18 protein-coding genes are annotated in these 14,491 nt (G+C 67.6%); 11 read left to right on the top strand and 7 right to left on the bottom strand.

The window, feature by feature from the left end; translation table 11 throughout:
* The first annotated feature begins 132 nt into the window (after nucleotides 1-132).
* Nucleotides 133-1,035 carry an alpha-1,2-fucosyltransferase gene (locus tag WDM94_10975; protein MEJ0013125.1) on the top strand — a complete coding sequence of 301 codons (903 nt, stop codon included), beginning with the start codon at nucleotides 133-135 and terminating at the stop codon, nucleotides 1,033-1,035.
* Here WDM94_10975 and WDM94_10970 read toward each other — a convergent pair whose 3' ends face one another.
* The 3 genes from WDM94_10970 to WDM94_10960 all read right to left on the bottom strand — a co-directional run bounded on the left by WDM94_10970 (nucleotide 1,036) and on the right by WDM94_10960 (nucleotide 3,657).
* On the bottom strand, nucleotides 1,036-2,148 hold the full coding sequence (locus WDM94_10970; GenBank protein ID MEJ0013124.1) for a GNAT family N-acetyltransferase: 1,113 nt from the start codon (nucleotides 2,146-2,148) through the stop codon (nucleotides 1,036-1,038).
* 285 nt (nucleotides 2,149-2,433) lie between these two features.
* Entirely contained in the window at nucleotides 2,434-3,189 is a 756-nt protein-coding gene (locus tag WDM94_10965) for a glycerophosphodiester phosphodiesterase family protein (protein ID MEJ0013123.1), read from the bottom strand.
* A gap of 3 nt (nucleotides 3,190-3,192) precedes the next feature.
* Nucleotides 3,193-3,657: a RidA family protein gene (locus tag WDM94_10960; protein MEJ0013122.1), complete on the bottom strand. Its 465-nt coding sequence runs from the start codon at nucleotides 3,655-3,657 to the stop codon at nucleotides 3,193-3,195.
* 82 nt (nucleotides 3,658-3,739) lie between these two features.
* On the opposite strand from WDM94_10960, the gene WDM94_10955 reads away from it, so the two are divergent.
* Nucleotides 3,740-4,552 carry a DUF1849 family protein gene (locus WDM94_10955; GenBank protein MEJ0013121.1) on the top strand — a complete coding sequence of 271 codons (813 nt, stop codon included), beginning with the start codon at nucleotides 3,740-3,742 and terminating at the stop codon, nucleotides 4,550-4,552.
* Nucleotides 4,553-4,692: 140 nt separating this feature from the next.
* Here WDM94_10955 and WDM94_10950 read toward each other — a convergent pair whose 3' ends face one another.
* Nucleotides 4,693-5,973: a DNA polymerase IV gene (locus WDM94_10950; protein MEJ0013120.1), complete on the bottom strand. Its 1,281-nt coding sequence runs from the start codon at nucleotides 5,971-5,973 to the stop codon at nucleotides 4,693-4,695.
* Nucleotides 5,974-6,218: 245 nt separating this feature from the next.
* Here WDM94_10950 and gatC point away from each other — a divergent pair, with 245 nt between their 5' ends.
* The 7 genes from gatC (at nucleotide 6,219) to gatB (ending at nucleotide 10,956) form a co-directional block, all read left to right on the top strand.
* Entirely contained in the window at nucleotides 6,219-6,506 is a 288-nt protein-coding gene (gene gatC, locus WDM94_10945; protein MEJ0013119.1) for an Asp-tRNA(Asn)/Glu-tRNA(Gln) amidotransferase subunit GatC, read from the top strand.
* Between the two features lie 101 nt (nucleotides 6,507-6,607).
* A complete protein-coding gene (locus WDM94_10940; GenBank protein ID MEJ0013118.1) occupies nucleotides 6,608-7,027 on the top strand; it encodes a GNAT family N-acetyltransferase in 420 nt (139 codons plus the stop codon).
* Nucleotides 7,024-8,505, top strand: a complete 1,482-nt coding sequence (gene gatA, locus WDM94_10935) for an Asp-tRNA(Asn)/Glu-tRNA(Gln) amidotransferase subunit GatA (protein ID MEJ0013117.1) — start codon at nucleotides 7,024-7,026, stop codon at nucleotides 8,503-8,505. Before WDM94_10940 ends, gatA begins: the two co-directional genes overlap by 4 nt.
* Nucleotides 8,502-8,891 carry a RidA family protein gene (locus WDM94_10930; protein ID MEJ0013116.1) on the top strand — a complete coding sequence of 130 codons (390 nt, stop codon included), beginning with the start codon at nucleotides 8,502-8,504 and terminating at the stop codon, nucleotides 8,889-8,891. Before gatA ends, WDM94_10930 begins: the two co-directional genes overlap by 4 nt.
* A complete protein-coding gene (locus WDM94_10925; protein ID MEJ0013115.1) occupies nucleotides 8,892-9,203 on the top strand; it encodes a chorismate mutase in 312 nt (103 codons plus the stop codon).
* Complete coding sequence (locus tag WDM94_10920; protein ID MEJ0013114.1) at nucleotides 9,200-9,490, top strand: hypothetical protein; 291 nt, start codon at nucleotides 9,200-9,202, stop codon at nucleotides 9,488-9,490. The genes WDM94_10925 and WDM94_10920 overlap by 4 nt, the downstream gene beginning before the upstream one ends.
* The gene (gene gatB, locus WDM94_10915) at nucleotides 9,490-10,956 is read left to right on the top strand and encodes an Asp-tRNA(Asn)/Glu-tRNA(Gln) amidotransferase subunit GatB (GenBank protein MEJ0013113.1); all 1,467 of its coding nucleotides are present in this window, start codon (nucleotides 9,490-9,492) and stop codon (nucleotides 10,954-10,956) included. Before WDM94_10920 ends, gatB begins: the two co-directional genes overlap by 1 nt.
* A 107-nt stretch (nucleotides 10,957-11,063) precedes the next feature.
* Here the strand turns inward: gatB and WDM94_10910 are convergent, their stop codons facing one another.
* A complete protein-coding gene (locus WDM94_10910; protein MEJ0013112.1) occupies nucleotides 11,064-11,537 on the bottom strand; it encodes a MarR family winged helix-turn-helix transcriptional regulator in 474 nt (157 codons plus the stop codon).
* Nucleotides 11,538-11,644: 107 nt separating this feature from the next.
* Between WDM94_10910 and WDM94_10905 the strand changes: the two genes are divergently transcribed.
* Nucleotides 11,645-12,883, top strand: coding sequence for an MFS transporter (locus tag WDM94_10905; GenBank protein ID MEJ0013111.1), 1,239 nt, complete (start codon nucleotides 11,645-11,647; stop codon nucleotides 12,881-12,883).
* Here WDM94_10905 and WDM94_10900 read toward each other — a convergent pair.
* Both WDM94_10900 and WDM94_10895 read right to left on the bottom strand, forming a co-directional pair.
* Entirely contained in the window at nucleotides 12,880-13,257 is a 378-nt protein-coding gene (locus WDM94_10900) for a DoxX family protein (protein ID MEJ0013110.1), read from the bottom strand. The two genes, WDM94_10905 and WDM94_10900, sit on opposite strands and share 4 nt — an antisense overlap.
* Nucleotides 13,258-13,260: 3 nt before the next feature.
* Nucleotides 13,261-13,767 carry a hypothetical protein gene (locus WDM94_10895; GenBank protein MEJ0013109.1) on the bottom strand — a complete coding sequence of 169 codons (507 nt, stop codon included), beginning with the start codon at nucleotides 13,765-13,767 and terminating at the stop codon, nucleotides 13,261-13,263.
* Between the two features lie 312 nt (nucleotides 13,768-14,079).
* On the opposite strand from WDM94_10895, the gene WDM94_10890 reads away from it, so the two are divergent.
* Nucleotides 14,080-14,346: a hypothetical protein gene (locus tag WDM94_10890; GenBank protein MEJ0013108.1), complete on the top strand. Its 267-nt coding sequence runs from the start codon at nucleotides 14,080-14,082 to the stop codon at nucleotides 14,344-14,346.
* Nucleotides 14,347-14,491 lie beyond the last annotated feature (145 nt).

Here is a 14,491-nt window from a genome sequence, read left to right as displayed (position 1 = left end):
CTCCGTTCGTTGCGCGGGTCTACCGCCCGGGACGGATGGCGGCAAGCGAGCGCTCACGGTCGGGTTGTTCCCGGTCATGCGGTCGGCTATCCAGTGCCACGTTTTGCAGAGCGTCACAGGTCGGCAGCCGGAATGAGGCCAGCAATTTTCGTCGGCGTGAGCAGCGGCCTCGGCAACCAGATGTTCCAGTACGCCGCGGGGCGGGCGATGTCGGTTCGCACCGGGCTGCCGCTGATGCTCGATCTCGATTGGTTCAGCCGCCCGAGCGGGCAGGTCACGCCGCGGCGCTACGGCCTCGATGTCTTTTCGCTGGCCGGCGAGATCGCCACACGGGAGCAGATCGTTGCCGTCCGTCAGAACTTGCTGGAGCGCCGTTTCGGTCTGGTGCCGCTCACGGAGGTAATCACGTTCTTTCGCGAGCCGTACCGGCGCTACTGGCCGGAGATCGCCGCCATCAACGGGCCGGCCTATCTCGACGGCTATTGGCAGTCGCCGCGCTATTTCGATCCGGCGCCCGACGTCATTCGCCAGGATTTTGCGTTTCCGCCGCTGCCATCGGAGGCCGCCCGCGAACTGGCGGCCGCGATGGTTACCGCGCCGGGGGCCGTCGCCATCCACGTACGCCGCACCGATTACATCGACGGGGCGTTCAGCTTCCGCTTCGCTAATTGCTGCCCGCCGGAATACTACAGCGCCGCGCTCGAGCAACTGGAGGCGAGGGCGTCCGATCCGCTGACGCTGTTCCTGTTCAGTGACGATCCCGTCTGGGTGCGCGCGAATTTCGACACGCGTGGGCACGCCGCGACCGTCGTCGATTTTCCCGAGCACAGGGAGGCGCCGCACCACGACATGCACCTGATGTCGCTGGCGCGGCATCACATCATCGCCAACTCAACCTTCTCGTGGTGGGGCGCGTGGCTTGCCAGCCGCCCGGGCCAGTCGGTGACGGCGCCGCGGCGATGGTTCGCCAACCTCGACGAGAACCGGGCTTTCGGGACGGCCGACCGCTACCTCCCGGGCTGGACCGTCGTGTGATCAGGTCTCGCCGCCGTCCTTGAACGGCAGATACTCGGCCAGCGCCTCGACGTCCTTCGCCACCTGGCGCCGCTCCGTCTTGAGATAATCGGCGACGGCGCGGCGGAAGCCGGGGTCGGGGATCCAGTGGGCGGAGTAGGTCGTCGTCGGGCGATAGCCGCGCGCCACCTTGTGCTCGCCCTGCGCGCCGGCCTCGACGATCTCTTTGCCGTGCGCGATGCCCCACTCGATCGCCTGATAGTAGCAGACCTCGAAGTGCAGGAAGGGCTGCTCCTCGAGCGAGCCCCAGTAGCGGCCGTAGAGCGTGTCCGAGCCAATGAAGTTCAGCGCGCCGGCGATCGGGCGGTTGTTACGCTTGGCGATGACCAGCAGGATCCTGTCGGCCATGCGCTCGCCGACCAGCGAGAAGAAGCGGCGGTTGAGGTACGGCCGGCCCCACTTGCGGCCGCCGGTGTCCATGTAGAATTCGTAGAATGCGTCCCACGCCGTCTCCGTGATCGCGCTGCCGGTGAGCGGCTCGATGGTGACGCCGTTGTCGAGCGCGTCGCGGCGCTCGCGCTTCATCGTCTTGCGGTGGCGCGAGGACAACGAATCCAGAAAATCGTCGAAGTCGCGATAGCCCTGATTGATGAAATGATACTGCTGGTCGGTGCGCTGCAGGTAGCCGGCCTCGCCGAGCAGCGCCCATTCCGCCTCGGTCGCGAACGTCACGTGCAGCGAGGAGGCGCCGACCTTCTCCGTCAGTTGCGCGCCCGCGGTGGCGAGCAATCGCCGCGCGTCGTCGTCGCGCGCCAGCAGCCGCCGGCCGGTGGCGGGCGTGAACGGCACCGCCGCCTGCAGCTTCGGATAATAGCGCCCGCCGGCGCGCTCGTAGGCCTCGGCCCAGCCATGGTCGAAGACGTATTCGCCCATCGAGTGCGACTTCAGATAGCAGGGCAGGATCGCCGCCGGTTTGCCGCCGGCGCCATCCATCACCAGATGCTGGCCGAGCCAGCCGGTCTTGCGGACCGCCGAGCCGGATTCTTCCAGCGACCAGAGGAAATCGTGGGCGAGGAACGGATTGTACTGGGCGCCTTCCGGGTTCGCGACGGCGTCCCAGTCGTCGCGCGCGATTTCGGCGAGCGAGGTCACGACGTGGAAGGTCGCGGTGTCCGGAGTCTTGCTGGAAAAGAGTGCCACTGCGTCAACTTAGGCCGTGGGGCAGGGCGTGCAAGTGAGGCGTGCGCCTCCGATGTCGGCCACCGCATCCCCTCCACTGTCATCCTTCGGCGAGGTCAAAGGCCTGGACCGGAGGACCGTGCTCTTCCCCACGATGCCTGTTTGCTGAGGCTGGTCCTCCGGTCGGCGCTTCGCGCCGCCGAAGGATGACAGTTGAGAGGAAGCGACGCAGCGCCGAGATCAACCGAGCGCGTCCGGGTCAAATCCCTCGAACGTGATCTGGTCCGCCCACGCCTTCGCGATCTCGCGGTCGCGCGCGGTGCGCACCGTCCATGTGATCAGCGGCAGGCCGAAGAAATGCCGGAGCGCCAGCGGCGGCGAGGCGGGCAGCGAGCCGACGTGATACGAGACGAACGACGGCAGCACGGCCGGCGCCATGGCGAAGGTGGCGAACGTCCAGCGCTGGAGCGCGGAAAGCATCGGCCAGTCCGCGGCCTTGAAGCGGTCGCCCAGCATGCCGCGCGGCAGCCCCGGGGCAAGACGCCGCATGGCGGTCATCGACGCCGGATCGAACGACATGACCACCGCGGGGCCGGTGTATTCGGTGAGGATCGCGGCGGTGGCGGCCTCCAGCCTCCGGTCGCCGGTAAAGCCGCTTTTGAGTTCGATCACCAGCGGCACGCGGCCGTCGACCAGGTCGAGCAGCTCCTCCAGTGTCGGGATCCTGGCGTCGCCGCCGCGGAAGGTCGCGGCGCGGAGTTCGGAAAGCGGCTTGCGCTCCACCGGGCCGCTGCTCGTGGTCAGCCGCTCCAGCGTGTCGTCGTGGAAGACCACGACGCGGTCGTCGCTGGTGCGCTGCAGGTCGCACTCGATCGGGAAGTTGTGCCGGATCGCCGCTTCGGCCGCGGACAGCGTGTTCTCGATGCGGCCGGCGGCGATGTCGTGGTAGCCGCGGTGCGCGATCGGCCGCCGGGTCAGCCAGTCCGGCGCGGCCATGCCTTAGGCTGCGATCTCGACGATGACCTCGACCTCGACGGCGACGCCCATCGGCAGCGTCGCCATGCCGACGGCCGAGCGGGCGTGCTTGCCGCGCGGCCCGAGCACCTCGGTCAAGAGATCGGAGCAGCCGTTGATGACCTTGTGCGGGTCCTGGAACTCGGGGGCGCAGTTGACGAAGCCGACGAGCTTCACGATGCGGCCGACCTTCTCGAGGCTGCCGAGCGAGGCCTTGATGTTGGCGAGGATGTTGATGGCGCAGACGCGCGCCGCCTGCTGGCCTTCCTCGACGGTGAGGCTCTGGCCGACCTTGCCGACGTAGCGCGCGCCCGGCCAGATCGACACCTGGCCGGAGACGAACAGCAGATTGCCGGTGCGCACGGAGGGCACGTAGTTGGCCGCCGGGGCGGCCATCGCCGGCAGTTCGATGCCCAGCGCTTTCAGTATGGTTTCCGCCGATTCAGCCATTGCGCTCGCCACCCATTCGCCCGAAAGTCGTTTCAGCGTGTTTCGCTCAAAAGACCTGATGCCGCAAGGGGCCGCTCGCGCGATGTCCAAGCTTGTCCACCTGCTGGCGCTGGCGGCCTTCGCCGCCGGCCCGGCATCCGCCGGCGTGCCGCTCGCCAGCTACCGCGCCGTCCACGACCTCGTTCTCGACCCGACGGTCGACTCGCCCGATATCGGCACGATGACGGGCCGCGTCGTCACCGAGTTCAAGGGCTCGGAGTGCGCCGGCTACACCACTGTGACGCGCTTCGTCACCGACGCCACCGACTCCGACGACCAGCGCAAGGTGATCGATTCGCGCTCGGCGACGGTCGAGAAGCCGGACGGCTCGCTCAGCTTCGACAACCAGACGATCGACGACGGCGACCCCAGCGATATCTCGATCGGCGACGCGCTACGCGGCGCCACAGGCGTGCACGTCAAGCTGAAGAAGCCGGAGAAGAAATCGTTCGACATCGCGCGCGACGTCGTCTTCCCGACCGAGCAGGTGACGCGCACGCTCGATGCGGCGCGGGCAGGGGAGCGCTTCCTCTCCTTCACCACCTACGACGGCCTCGACGGCGGCGAGACGACCGCGCCGGCGACCGTGGTCATCGGCGAAGGCTCGACCGACCCCAGCGACGTCGGCGACGAGGCGCCGATCGCCGACGCCGGCTTCGCGACAATGATGCACTGGCCGGTGAAGATCACGTACTTCGACCAGGACGCGACGATCGACCAGGCGCCGACCTACTCGATGTCGGCGCTGCTCTATGACAACGGCGTCATGCGTCGCCTGCGGCTGGACTACGGCCGCTTCGTGCTGATCGGGAAACTGGTGCGGCTGGACACGCTGCCGAACACGCCCTGTCCGTAGGGCAGGGATGCGGGGACGATCCATTCTCCGCTTTCCCCGCGAAAGCGGGGATCCAGGTGTCACCTGAGCGCGAGACTTCAGGCCGGCGCACAATTGCACCTCCTGGGTCCCCGCCTTCGCGGGGAAGAGCGGAGAGGAGGTTACTCCCGCTTTTCCGGCTCGAACGTCAGCCCAAGCCCGACGGCATCGTCGCCAAACTTCCCGCGGATGCGATCGACCGCCGCCTCCGCCGCGGCGCGCTTGCGTGCCCCGTCATCGACCAGATCGTCCGGATCGGCCAATCGCGGATCGGCGAAATCCGACACTCCGATGCCGATCAGCCGATACCGCGTGCCGTCCGCCTCCGGCGCCAGGAGTTCGCCGCCGGCGGCGAAGATGCGGTCGGCGAGCTGCGTCGGGTCCGTCAGTTGCCGGCTGCGCGTGCGGATGCGGAAGTCGGCCGTCTTCAGCTTCAGCGTTACCGTCACGCCGGCGATCGCCGCGCGCTTCAGCCGCTTCGACACGCGCTCCGCCAGCGTGCGCAGGATGGCGCGGAGGTCGTGCGCATCGGCGATGTCGCCGTCGAACGTCGTCTCGGCGCTGACGCTTTTCGCCTCGCCGCGCGGCTCGACGGTGCGCGCGTCGCGGGCGTGCGACAGGCGCGCGAGGCGCAGGCCCATCGAGCCGTAGCGCCGGCCGAGCTCGGCTTCGTCCATCCGCTGCAGCGCGCCGATGGTGCGGATGCCGTCGGCGGCGAGGTGCGCCTGCATCGTCTTGCCGACGCCCCAGATCAGGCCGACCGGCTTGTCGGCAAGGAACGTCGTCGCCTCCTTCTCGCCGATGATCGAGAAGCCGCGCGGCTTCCTGAGATCGGACGCGACCTTGGCGAGGAATTTGTTGAACGACAGCCCGATCGACACCGTGATGCCGACCTCGTTCTCGATCTTCGTCTGCAGCCTGGCGAGCGCCAGCGCCGGTGGCGCGCGGTGCAGCCGCTGCGTGCCGGCGAGATCGAGGAAGGCTTCGTCGATCGACAGTGGCTCGACCAGCGGCGTCAGTTCGCCCATCAGGCGGCGCACGTCGCGCGCGGCCGCCGTGTATTTCTCGAAATTCGGCCGCACCACCACCGCGTCGGGGCAAAGCTTCAGCGCCTGGAACATCGGCATGGCCGAGCGCACGCCATAGATGCGCGCGATATAGCAGCAGGTCGAGACGACGCCGCGCTTGCCGCCGCCGACGATCACCGGCTTGTCGACCAGCGAGGGGTCGTCGCGCTTCTCGATCGCGGCGTAGAAGGCGTCGCAGTCGAGGTGCGCGATGGTCAGCGAATAGAGCTCCGCATGACGCAGCAGGCGCGGGCTGCCGCAATGGGCGCAACGCTCCGCGGCGCCCGCCGGCGTCAGGCAGTCGCGGCAGAAGCCGGGCAGGGAGTCGGTCGCCATGGCGGAAATTTACCAGAAGTCGGCACACCCCTCCCCAAAACCGCGAAGTGCGGTTTTGGCCCTCCCACAAGGGGAGGGCTCAGGCAGGTTGTACGATCCGGACTCCACTTGAACCCTCCCCTTGTGGGAGGGTCAAACGGCTGGAGGCGGTTTGGGGAGGGGTGTCTCGAAACGCGACGACCACCGCCCTTGCCGCTGCAAAACGCGGTTGCTAAGACCATGCGCAGCTTCAAGGATTTCCTTTCATGTCGGTCGACACGAACACCGTCAAGCGCGTCGCGCGCCTTGCCCGCATTGCCGTCAGCGATGCCGAGGCCGAGAAGCTGACCGGCGACCTCAACACCATCCTCGGCTTCGTCGAGCAGTTGAACGAGGTCGACGTCACCGGCATCGAGCCGATGACCGCCGTCATCCCGATGCAGGCGAAGATGCGCGCCGACGTCGTCACCGACGGCGAGAAGGCCGACAAGGTGCTGGCCAACGCGCCGGGCGGCAACGATCGGTTTTTCGTCGTGCCCAAGGTGGTTGAATGAGACGAGCAGCGGATCATTCAGCCATCCCCGGGCGTGACCCGGGGATTTCGCGCGGCCGGAACTCTGTCGTCATCGCAATCGAAACGCCCCTGCAGGGTGATGTGCGCGAACTCGTTGCCGAACTGAACGAGGCGCTACTGGCGCTGACGCCGCGCGAATTCTGCCATCACATGAGCGTCGAGCAGATGGCCGACGGCGACACGACGGTGTTCGTCGCGCGCGACAAGGGCCGCGCGGTGGCGATCGGGGCGCTGCGCCGCGACCGCGACGGTATCGCCGAGGTCAAGCGGATGTATACGCGGCCCGAATTTCAGGGGCAGGGGATCGGCGGCGCTATCCTCGCCGAGGTCGAGGCGCTGGCGCGGCGCGAAAATTTCCGCCGCCTGGTGCTGGAGACCGGCGACCGCCACCCGGCCGCGTGGCGTGTCTATGAGCGGGCCGGCTTCGTGCGCTGTGGCGCCGTGCTCGGTTATCCCGTCACGCAATGGACGGTCTTTTACGAGAAGCATCTGTCGGCATGAGCGACCTGACCCAGCTCACGATCGCGGAAATTCGCGACGGCCTCTCGGCGAGGCAGTTTTCCGCCGTCGAATTGACGCGCGCCTATCTCGCGGCGATGGAGAAGGCGCGCAGCCTCAACGCGTATATCGTCGAGACGCCGGAGAAGGCGCTAGCGATGGCGGCGGAGTCCGACAGGCGCATCGCCGCCGGCAGCGCGCGGGCGCTGGAGGGCGTGCCGCTCGGCATCAAGGATCTGTTCGCGACGGAGGGCGTGCACACGCAGGCCGCCTCGCACGTGCTCGACGCATTCAAGCCGACCTACGATTCGACCGTGACGGCGAACCTGTGGGCCGACGGCGCGGTCATGCTCGGCAAGCTCAACATGGACGAGTTCGCGATGGGCTCGTCCAACGAGACTTCGTACTACGGCCCGGTGGTCAACCCTTGGCGCTCGACCGGCTCCAATGCGCCGCTGGTGCCCGGCGGCTCGTCCGGCGGCTCGGCCGCCGCGGTCGCGGCGCGCCTCTGTGCCGGCGCGACGGCGACCGACACCGGCGGCTCGATCCGCCAGCCGGCGGCGTTCACCGGCACCGTCGGCATCAAGCCGACGTACGGCCGCTGCTCTCGCTGGGGCATCGTCGCTTTCGCCTCGTCGCTCGATCAGGCGGGGCCGATCGCGCGCGACGTCCGCGATGCCGCGATCCTGCTCAAGTCGATGGCGAGCGTCGACGACAAGGACACCACCAGCGTCGATATTCCGGTGCCCGACTACGAGCAGGCCGTGGGGCAGGGCATCCGCGGCAAGAAGATCGGCATCCCGCGCGAGTATCGCGTCGACGGCATGCCGGCCGAGATCGAGAAATTATGGGAAGAGGGCAAGGCGTGGCTGAAGGCGGCCGGCGCCGAGATCGTCGATATTTCCCTGCCGCACACCAAATATGCTTTGCCGGCTTATTATATTGTCGCGCCGGCCGAGGCCTCGTCCAATCTGGCGCGCTACGACGGCGTGCGCTACGGCCTGCGCGTGCCCGGCGACGACATCATCGATATGTACGAGAAGACGCGCGCCGCCGGCTTCGGCAAGGAAGTGAAGCGGCGCGTGCTGATCGGCACCTACGTGCTCTCGGCCGGTTACTACGACGCCTATTATCTGCGCGCCCAGAAGGTGCGCACGCTGATCAAGCGCGATTTCGAGATCGCCTTCGCGGCCGGCGTCGATGCCATCCTGACGCCGGCGACGCCCTCGGCCGCCTTCGGGCTGGAGGCGATGGCGCTCGCCTCGCCGATCGAGATGTATCTCAACGACGTGTTCACGGTTACGGTGAACATGGCCGGCCTGCCGGGCATCGCGGTGCCGGCCGGCAAATCGCCCGACGGCCTGCCGATGGGCCTGCAACTGATCGGCCGGCCGTTCGACGAGGAGATGCTTTTCCGCGCCGCCGCCGTGATCGAAGATGCGGCCGGCCATTTCACCCCGCAACCATGGTGGGCAACATGAGTCGTCAGAACATCTCCTCCGGCAGTCCGTACGAGCCGGTCATCGGCTTCTCGCGCGCCGTCCGCATCGGCAACATCGTGCACGTCGGCGGCACGGCGCCGATCGGGCCGGACGGCAAGAGCGCCGCAATCGGCGATCCCGCCGGCCAGGTGCGCCGGTCGCTGGAAATCATCCGCGCCGCGCTGGAGCAGGCCGGCGCCAAGCTTGAAGACGTCATCCGCACCCGCGTGTTCATGACGCGGCAGGCCGACTGGAAGGCGATCGGCAAGGCGCACGGCGAAGTCTTCGGCGCCATCCGCCCGGCGAGCTCGATGATCGTCGTCAAGGCGCTGCTCGACGACGACTGGCTGGTCGAGATCGAAGCCGACGCCGTGATCGAGGGATAGATGACACCGGCCGAATGCACGACGCGGGAGGACATCCGGCGCGAGATCGATCGCCTCGATCGCGTGCTGGTCGATCTGCTCGTCGAACGCTTCGGCTACATCCGCCGCATGGCCGAGATCAAGAACGATCCGGACGAAGCGCGCATCGATTCGCGCGTCAACGACGTGCTCGCCAAGGTTACTGCGCTGGCCAAGGAACGCGGGCTCGACGTCGATCTTGCCGCCGACCTGTGGACGACGCTGATGGACTGGAACATCGAGTGGGAGCGGCAGGCAATTGCCGCGCGTGCCAACAAAAAGGCGAAGCCATGAACGCTGCCGAACTCCGCGCCATGCCGGCGCCGCCGGAAGGCGCCAGCGCGCCGCTCGCCGCCCTCTGGCACGCTGCGCACGGCGAATGGGACAAGGCGCACGCGCTGGTCCAGGACGAAGAGGGGCAGGCGGCGGCATGGGTGCACGCCCATCTCCACCGCATGGAAGGCGATCGGGCGAACGCGGACTATTGGTACGAGCGCGCGGGGAAGACCTACCTCGAGCTCGAGACCGAGGAGGAATGGAAGCAGATCGCCAACGCGGCCCTGCTCGAGGGCGGCTGGTAGTGCGCGACTCCCTCCCAGCGCAGCGGCTCAAGGGCGCCACCGGCGAGTGGGAGATTGTCGTCGGCATGGAGGTGCACGCGCAGGTGACTTCGAAGTCGAAGCTGTTCTCCGGCGCCTCGACCGAATTCGGCGGCGCGCCCAATGCACACGTCAGCCTGGTCGATGCGGCGATGCCGGGCATGTTGCCGGTGATCAACGCCGAGTGCGTGGCGCAGGCCGTGCGCACCGGCTTGGGGCTTAACGCGAAGATCAATCTCCGGAGCCGCTTCGACCGGAAGAACTACTTCTATCCCGACCTGCCGCAGGGTTACCAGATTTCGCAATATCAGCAGCCGGTGGTGGGCGAGGGCGCCGTCACCGCCGCAACGCCCGACGGCACCGCGTTCACCGTCGGCATCGAGCGGCTGCATCTGGAGCAGGACGCCGGCAAGTCACTGCACGACCAGCACGCGACGATGAGCTACGTCGATCTCAACCGCTCCGGCGTGGCGCTGATGGAGATCGTGTCGAAGCCGGACATCCGCTCCGCCGACGAGGCGAAGGCCTACCTCACCAAGCTCCGCGCCATCCTGCGCTATCTCGGCACCTGCGACGGCGACATGGAAAAAGGATCGCTGCGCGCCGACGTCAACGTCTCGGTGCGCCGTCCGGGCGAGCCGCTCGGCACGCGCTGCGAGATCAAGAACGTCAACTCGATCCGCTTCGTCGGCGAAGCCATCGCGCACGAGGCGCGCCGCCAGATCGAGATCCTGGAGGAGGGCGGCGCCATCGACCAGGAGACGCGCCTCTACGACCCCGACCGCAACGAGACGCGGTCGATGCGCTCGAAGGAAGAGGCGCACGACTACCGCTATTTCCCCGACCCGGACCTGCTGCCGCTGGAGTTCGATCAGGCGTACGTCGATGGGCTGGCGAAGGCGCTGCCGGAGTTGCCGGACGCGAAGCGGGCGCGGTTCGTCTCCGCCCTCGGCCTCACGCCCTATGACGCCGACGTGCTGACCGCCGACCGGGACACGGCGGATTTCTTCGAGACGGCGGCGAAGGGACGCGACGCCAAGGTTGCGGCGAACTGGGTCATCAACGATCTTGCCGCGCGGCTCAACCGCGAAGACAAGACCATCGGCGAGAGCCCGGTCTCGGCGGCGCAGCTCGGCGGCCTCCTCGACCTGATCGCGGCCAACACGATCTCCGGCAAGATCGCCAAGGATGTATTCGAGATTCTGTGGAGCGAAGGCGGTGATCCGGCTGAGATCGTCGAGCAGCGCGGGCTGAAGCAGGTCACCGACACCGGCGCGATCGAGAAGATCGTGGATCAGGTGCTCGCCGCCAATCCCGACAAGGTCGCTGATGCGAAGACGAAGCCAGCGGCGCTCGGCTGGTTCGTCGGCCAGGTGATGAAATCATCCGGCGGCAAGGCCAACCCGCAGGCGGTGAACGCGCTGCTGAAGGCGAAGCTCGGGCTTTAAGTCTCTCCGTAAGCGGCGACGCCTGTTGGTCACCTCTCCCTGAGGGAGAGGTGTCCCAATGGAAACCTGCGCCGCAATGAGGAGCGGGGCAGGAGATGTTGGTCCGCCTACGTGGCCGCCGCCGCCCGATGCAGCGGCGGCGCCAGCCGCATCATCTGCCGGCGGACCTCCGCCGCCTCGCCATCGAGTTCCACCCCAAGTCGCGCGTGCTCCTCGCGCCATAGCGGCATGGCACGGGCGACCAGCGCGGTCCCGGCATCGGTGACCGAGGCGCGCCGTGCCCGCGCGTCGCTGCCGTCGACGCGGACCGTCACCAGCCCGCGCCGCTCCAATTTGCGCACCGCCGCGGTCACCGTCGCGTGGTCCATCGCCAGGAACGCGGCGAGCTCGCCGAGCTTCGGCGCGCCCATGCCGCCCATCGCGACCATCATGGAAAACTGGCCGTTGGTTATCCCCAGGCCGGCGAACAGCCGGTCGAAGCGGCGGGCGAGGCCGCGGGCGGCGCGCTGCGCGGTGAAGCAGAGGCACCGGTCGCGCACCTCGAGCGCCACGGGGCGTGGAAAAGGCGTTGTCGCTGTCATGATGTTTTGATATCAACATATGTCGAATCCGGCAAGGCGCGGTCGACAAGATGCCGACACGCCGGGAAGCTGCGTGTCGCGGATCAAAAATCGCGGGGAGCCTGCAGATGCCGAATTCAACGTATCGCTGGGTGATCGTCGCGGCGGGCGGCCTCATCGGCTGCGTCGCCATGGGTTGCCTGTTCGCCCTGCCGATCTTCCTGCAGCCGATGGCGACGCAGACGGGCTGGTCGCACACCGGCATCTCGGCGGCGATGACCATCGGCTTCCTGGCGATGGCGTTCGCGTCGCTCTTCTGGGGCTCGCTGTCGGATCGCTTCGGCCCGCGCATCGTCGTCCTGGTCGGCTCGGTGATGCTCGTCGGCAGTTTGTATTTCGCCAGCATCGCGACCTCGCTGCTGGCCTTCCAGCTTCTCTTCGGCCTGGTCGCCGGCGTCGCGGTCGCGGCGTTCTTCGCGCCGCTGATGGCCGCGGTCACCGGCTGGTTCGATACGCAGCGCGGCCTCGCCGTCTCGCTGGTCTCGGCCGGCGTCGGCGTGGCGCCGCTCACCATGACGCCGCTGTCGGCGTGGCTGATCACGACCTACGACTGGCGCGTGTCGATGCAGATCCTGGCGCTGATCGCCGCGGTCATCCTCATCCCGGCGACGTTCCTGCTGCGCCGTCCGCCGGCGCTGGCGCGGGCTGCCGTCGCGGGTGCGTCCGCCGCGGCTCCGCTGGAAGAAGCCGACCGCAGCGACATGACGGTGAAGCAGGCGCTGCTGTCGCCGCCCTTCATCATCCTGGCGCTCACCAACTTCTTCTGCTGCGCGACGCACTCCGGCCCCATCTTCCACACCGTCAGCTACGCCATCATCTGCGGCATCCCGGCGGTCACGGCGGCGACGATCTACAGCGTCGAAGGGCTGGCGGGCATGTTCGGCCGCATCGGCTTCGGCGTCGTCGCCGACAAGCTCGGCGCCAAGAACGTGCTGGTCTGGGGCCTGCTCATCCAGGCGTTCGGCGCGCTCGGCTACTTCTTCTCCAGCACGCTGCCGTCGTTCTACGCCGCGGCGGCGCTGTTCGGCTTCGTCTACGCCGGCATCATGCCGCTATACGCCGTGCTGGCGCGCGAGAATTTCCCGCTGCGCATGATGGGCACCATCATCGGCGGCACGTCGATGGCGGGCAGCCTCGGCATGGCGACCGGGCCCATCCTCGGCGGCTGGCTTTTCGACACCACCGGCACGTACGGCGCGCTCTACCTCACCTGCTTCGGCATGGGCATTGGCGCGTTCCTCATCGCCATGACCTTCCGGCCGTTCCCGAAGATCGCGCCGAAGCAAGCCGACGCGATGGCGGCCTAGCCGGTCACGATCGCGAGCAGGAGGCCGCCGACAATCGCGGTGTTGGTCAGCACGCTGTCGATCTCCTTGCGGCGCTCCTCTCCGGTGCGCTGCCAGAAGTCGTGGAAGACGTACGTTCCCACGACCGTGAAGCCGATAAGCAGCGCGGCGCCGACGGCCGGCCACAGGCTGAGGATCAGCAGCCCCGCTCCGATCGCCTCCACGGCGACCGCAACGCGGATCAGCAGCCACGGCTGCGGCAGCCGCTTCTCGGCGAGGAGCTGCTCGAACATTGCGAACCTGCCGAAGTTGCCGATCGCCGAGGCAAGGAACATCAGGCCAAGCGCAATGCGCGCAATGACGATGAGAGCGAGCGCCAAGCCGCCGGTGACCATGGCCTACTTCTCCACCGCCACCTTGAATGTCGAGTCGGGCTTGTCGCCGTCGGCGACCGCTTTCTGCGCATAGGCGACGTAGGCGGCGAGATCGTCGATGCAGATCACGTCCTTGCACATGCGCATGCCGGCCTGGACGTCGTCCTTGGTGCCGTAGGTGCGCCATGTCTGGGCCTCGCCCTTGCCGGCGTCGAGGTGCAGGTAGCCGTAGAGGATCTGCGCGCCGCTCTCGCCTTCCGGCACTTTCGGATTGGAAAGCTGGGCGACGTAGTAGTCGCCGTCGATGCGCTTCAGGCGAAGCTCGACCGTGTTGCCGTCGCTCTCGGTGACGTAGTGCTTGTCGGCGCGCGTGAAGGCGGCCGGCTTGGCGTCGTCCTCGCTGCCGGTGAACGTGATCTTGGAATAGTCGGCGACGGAGTCGGCGTCGGTGACCAGCAGCTTGTCGCTGGTGTAGCAGCCGGCAAGCAGCGCGCAGGCCAGCGCCGCGACGGCAAAGCGGATCGGTTTCATCTCGTCGCCCCCAAATTTTTTCCCGGTGCCATCTAACGCGAGTGTGGCGCGGCCGCCAAGCGGCGGCGGTTTCGCAGTTGCGGTTAGCGCTCCGTTGCCAAGGCGTGACTAGGAAATTAATCCGCGGCCGGAAACACGAGGAAATCCGCCGTTCGTCAACGAGGGATTACCGCGGCATTTGAAGAAAATTCATCTCAAGTTTTAAGGGCCCCTTGAGCCGCGCCCGCCATCCTCCACGCCATCGAACGGGCAAAACGCGGCGGGGAAAAAAGACCGCGGACGCCCACAACCGGCAAATTACGGGGCAGTGTCATGGGACGTTACGAGATGGGCGCCGAGATGTCGGCGATGGCGGAAGCGAAGCCGACGCCGGAGAATTTCTTCGAGCTCGGCATTGCCTACTCGGCCGGCGCGGAGGTCGAACCCGACCTCGTCGCCGCGCACAAGTGGTTCAACATCGCCGCGGCGCGGGGCTTGCGCGAGGCGGCGACCTACCGGCAGGAAGTGGCGCGCGAGATGACGGCGGTCGCCGTCGCCGAGGCGCAGCGCGCTGCCCGCGAGTGGCTGAGCACGCACTAGTCGCTCCTTTCGCCAGGGTGGATCGGGCGGAGATTCAATCTCCGCTTCCCCCGCGAAAGCGGGGGTCCAGGTGCGGAGATCGGAACAGGCGCCGCGGCAGAATTTCGCCACCTGGATCCCCGCCTTCGCGGGGAAAGCGGGGGAG

This window comes from Bauldia sp. (assembly GCA_037200845.1).
Classification (GTDB): Bacteria; Pseudomonadota; Alphaproteobacteria; order Rhizobiales; family Kaistiaceae; genus DASZQY01.
The sequence above is the reverse complement of the archived record's forward strand: the minus strand, read 5'-3'. Positions and strand labels throughout refer to the sequence as shown.

Excerpts from the sequence above, each read along its gene's own strand:
- WDM94_10975 (MEJ0013125.1), top strand. The coding sequence starts at position 133 with ATGAGGCCAGCAATTTTCGTCGGCGTGAGCAGCGGCCTCGGCAACCAG.
- WDM94_10965 (MEJ0013123.1), bottom strand. The coding sequence starts at position 3,189 with ATGGCCGCGCCGGACTGGCTGACCCGGCGGCCGATCGCGCACCGCGGC.
- WDM94_10960 (MEJ0013122.1), bottom strand. The coding sequence starts at position 3,657 with ATGGCTGAATCGGCGGAAACCATACTGAAAGCGCTGGGCATCGAACTG.
- WDM94_10955 (MEJ0013121.1), top strand. The coding sequence starts at position 3,740 with ATGTCCAAGCTTGTCCACCTGCTGGCGCTGGCGGCCTTCGCCGCCGGC.
- WDM94_10950 (MEJ0013120.1), bottom strand. The coding sequence starts at position 5,973 with ATGGCGACCGACTCCCTGCCCGGCTTCTGCCGCGACTGCCTGACGCCG.
- gatC (MEJ0013119.1), top strand. The coding sequence starts at position 6,219 with ATGTCGGTCGACACGAACACCGTCAAGCGCGTCGCGCGCCTTGCCCGC.
- gatA (MEJ0013117.1), top strand. The coding sequence starts at position 7,024 with ATGAGCGACCTGACCCAGCTCACGATCGCGGAAATTCGCGACGGCCTC.
- WDM94_10930 (MEJ0013116.1), top strand. The coding sequence starts at position 8,502 with ATGAGTCGTCAGAACATCTCCTCCGGCAGTCCGTACGAGCCGGTCATC.
- WDM94_10925 (MEJ0013115.1), top strand. The coding sequence starts at position 8,892 with ATGACACCGGCCGAATGCACGACGCGGGAGGACATCCGGCGCGAGATC.
- WDM94_10920 (MEJ0013114.1), top strand. The coding sequence starts at position 9,200 with ATGAACGCTGCCGAACTCCGCGCCATGCCGGCGCCGCCGGAAGGCGCC.
- WDM94_10910 (MEJ0013112.1), bottom strand. The coding sequence starts at position 11,537 with ATGACAGCGACAACGCCTTTTCCACGCCCCGTGGCGCTCGAGGTGCGC.
- WDM94_10905 (MEJ0013111.1), top strand. The coding sequence starts at position 11,645 with ATGCCGAATTCAACGTATCGCTGGGTGATCGTCGCGGCGGGCGGCCTC.
- WDM94_10900 (MEJ0013110.1), bottom strand. The coding sequence starts at position 13,257 with ATGGTCACCGGCGGCTTGGCGCTCGCTCTCATCGTCATTGCGCGCATT.
- WDM94_10895 (MEJ0013109.1), bottom strand. The coding sequence starts at position 13,767 with ATGAAACCGATCCGCTTTGCCGTCGCGGCGCTGGCCTGCGCGCTGCTT.
- WDM94_10890 (MEJ0013108.1), top strand. The coding sequence starts at position 14,080 with ATGGGACGTTACGAGATGGGCGCCGAGATGTCGGCGATGGCGGAAGCG.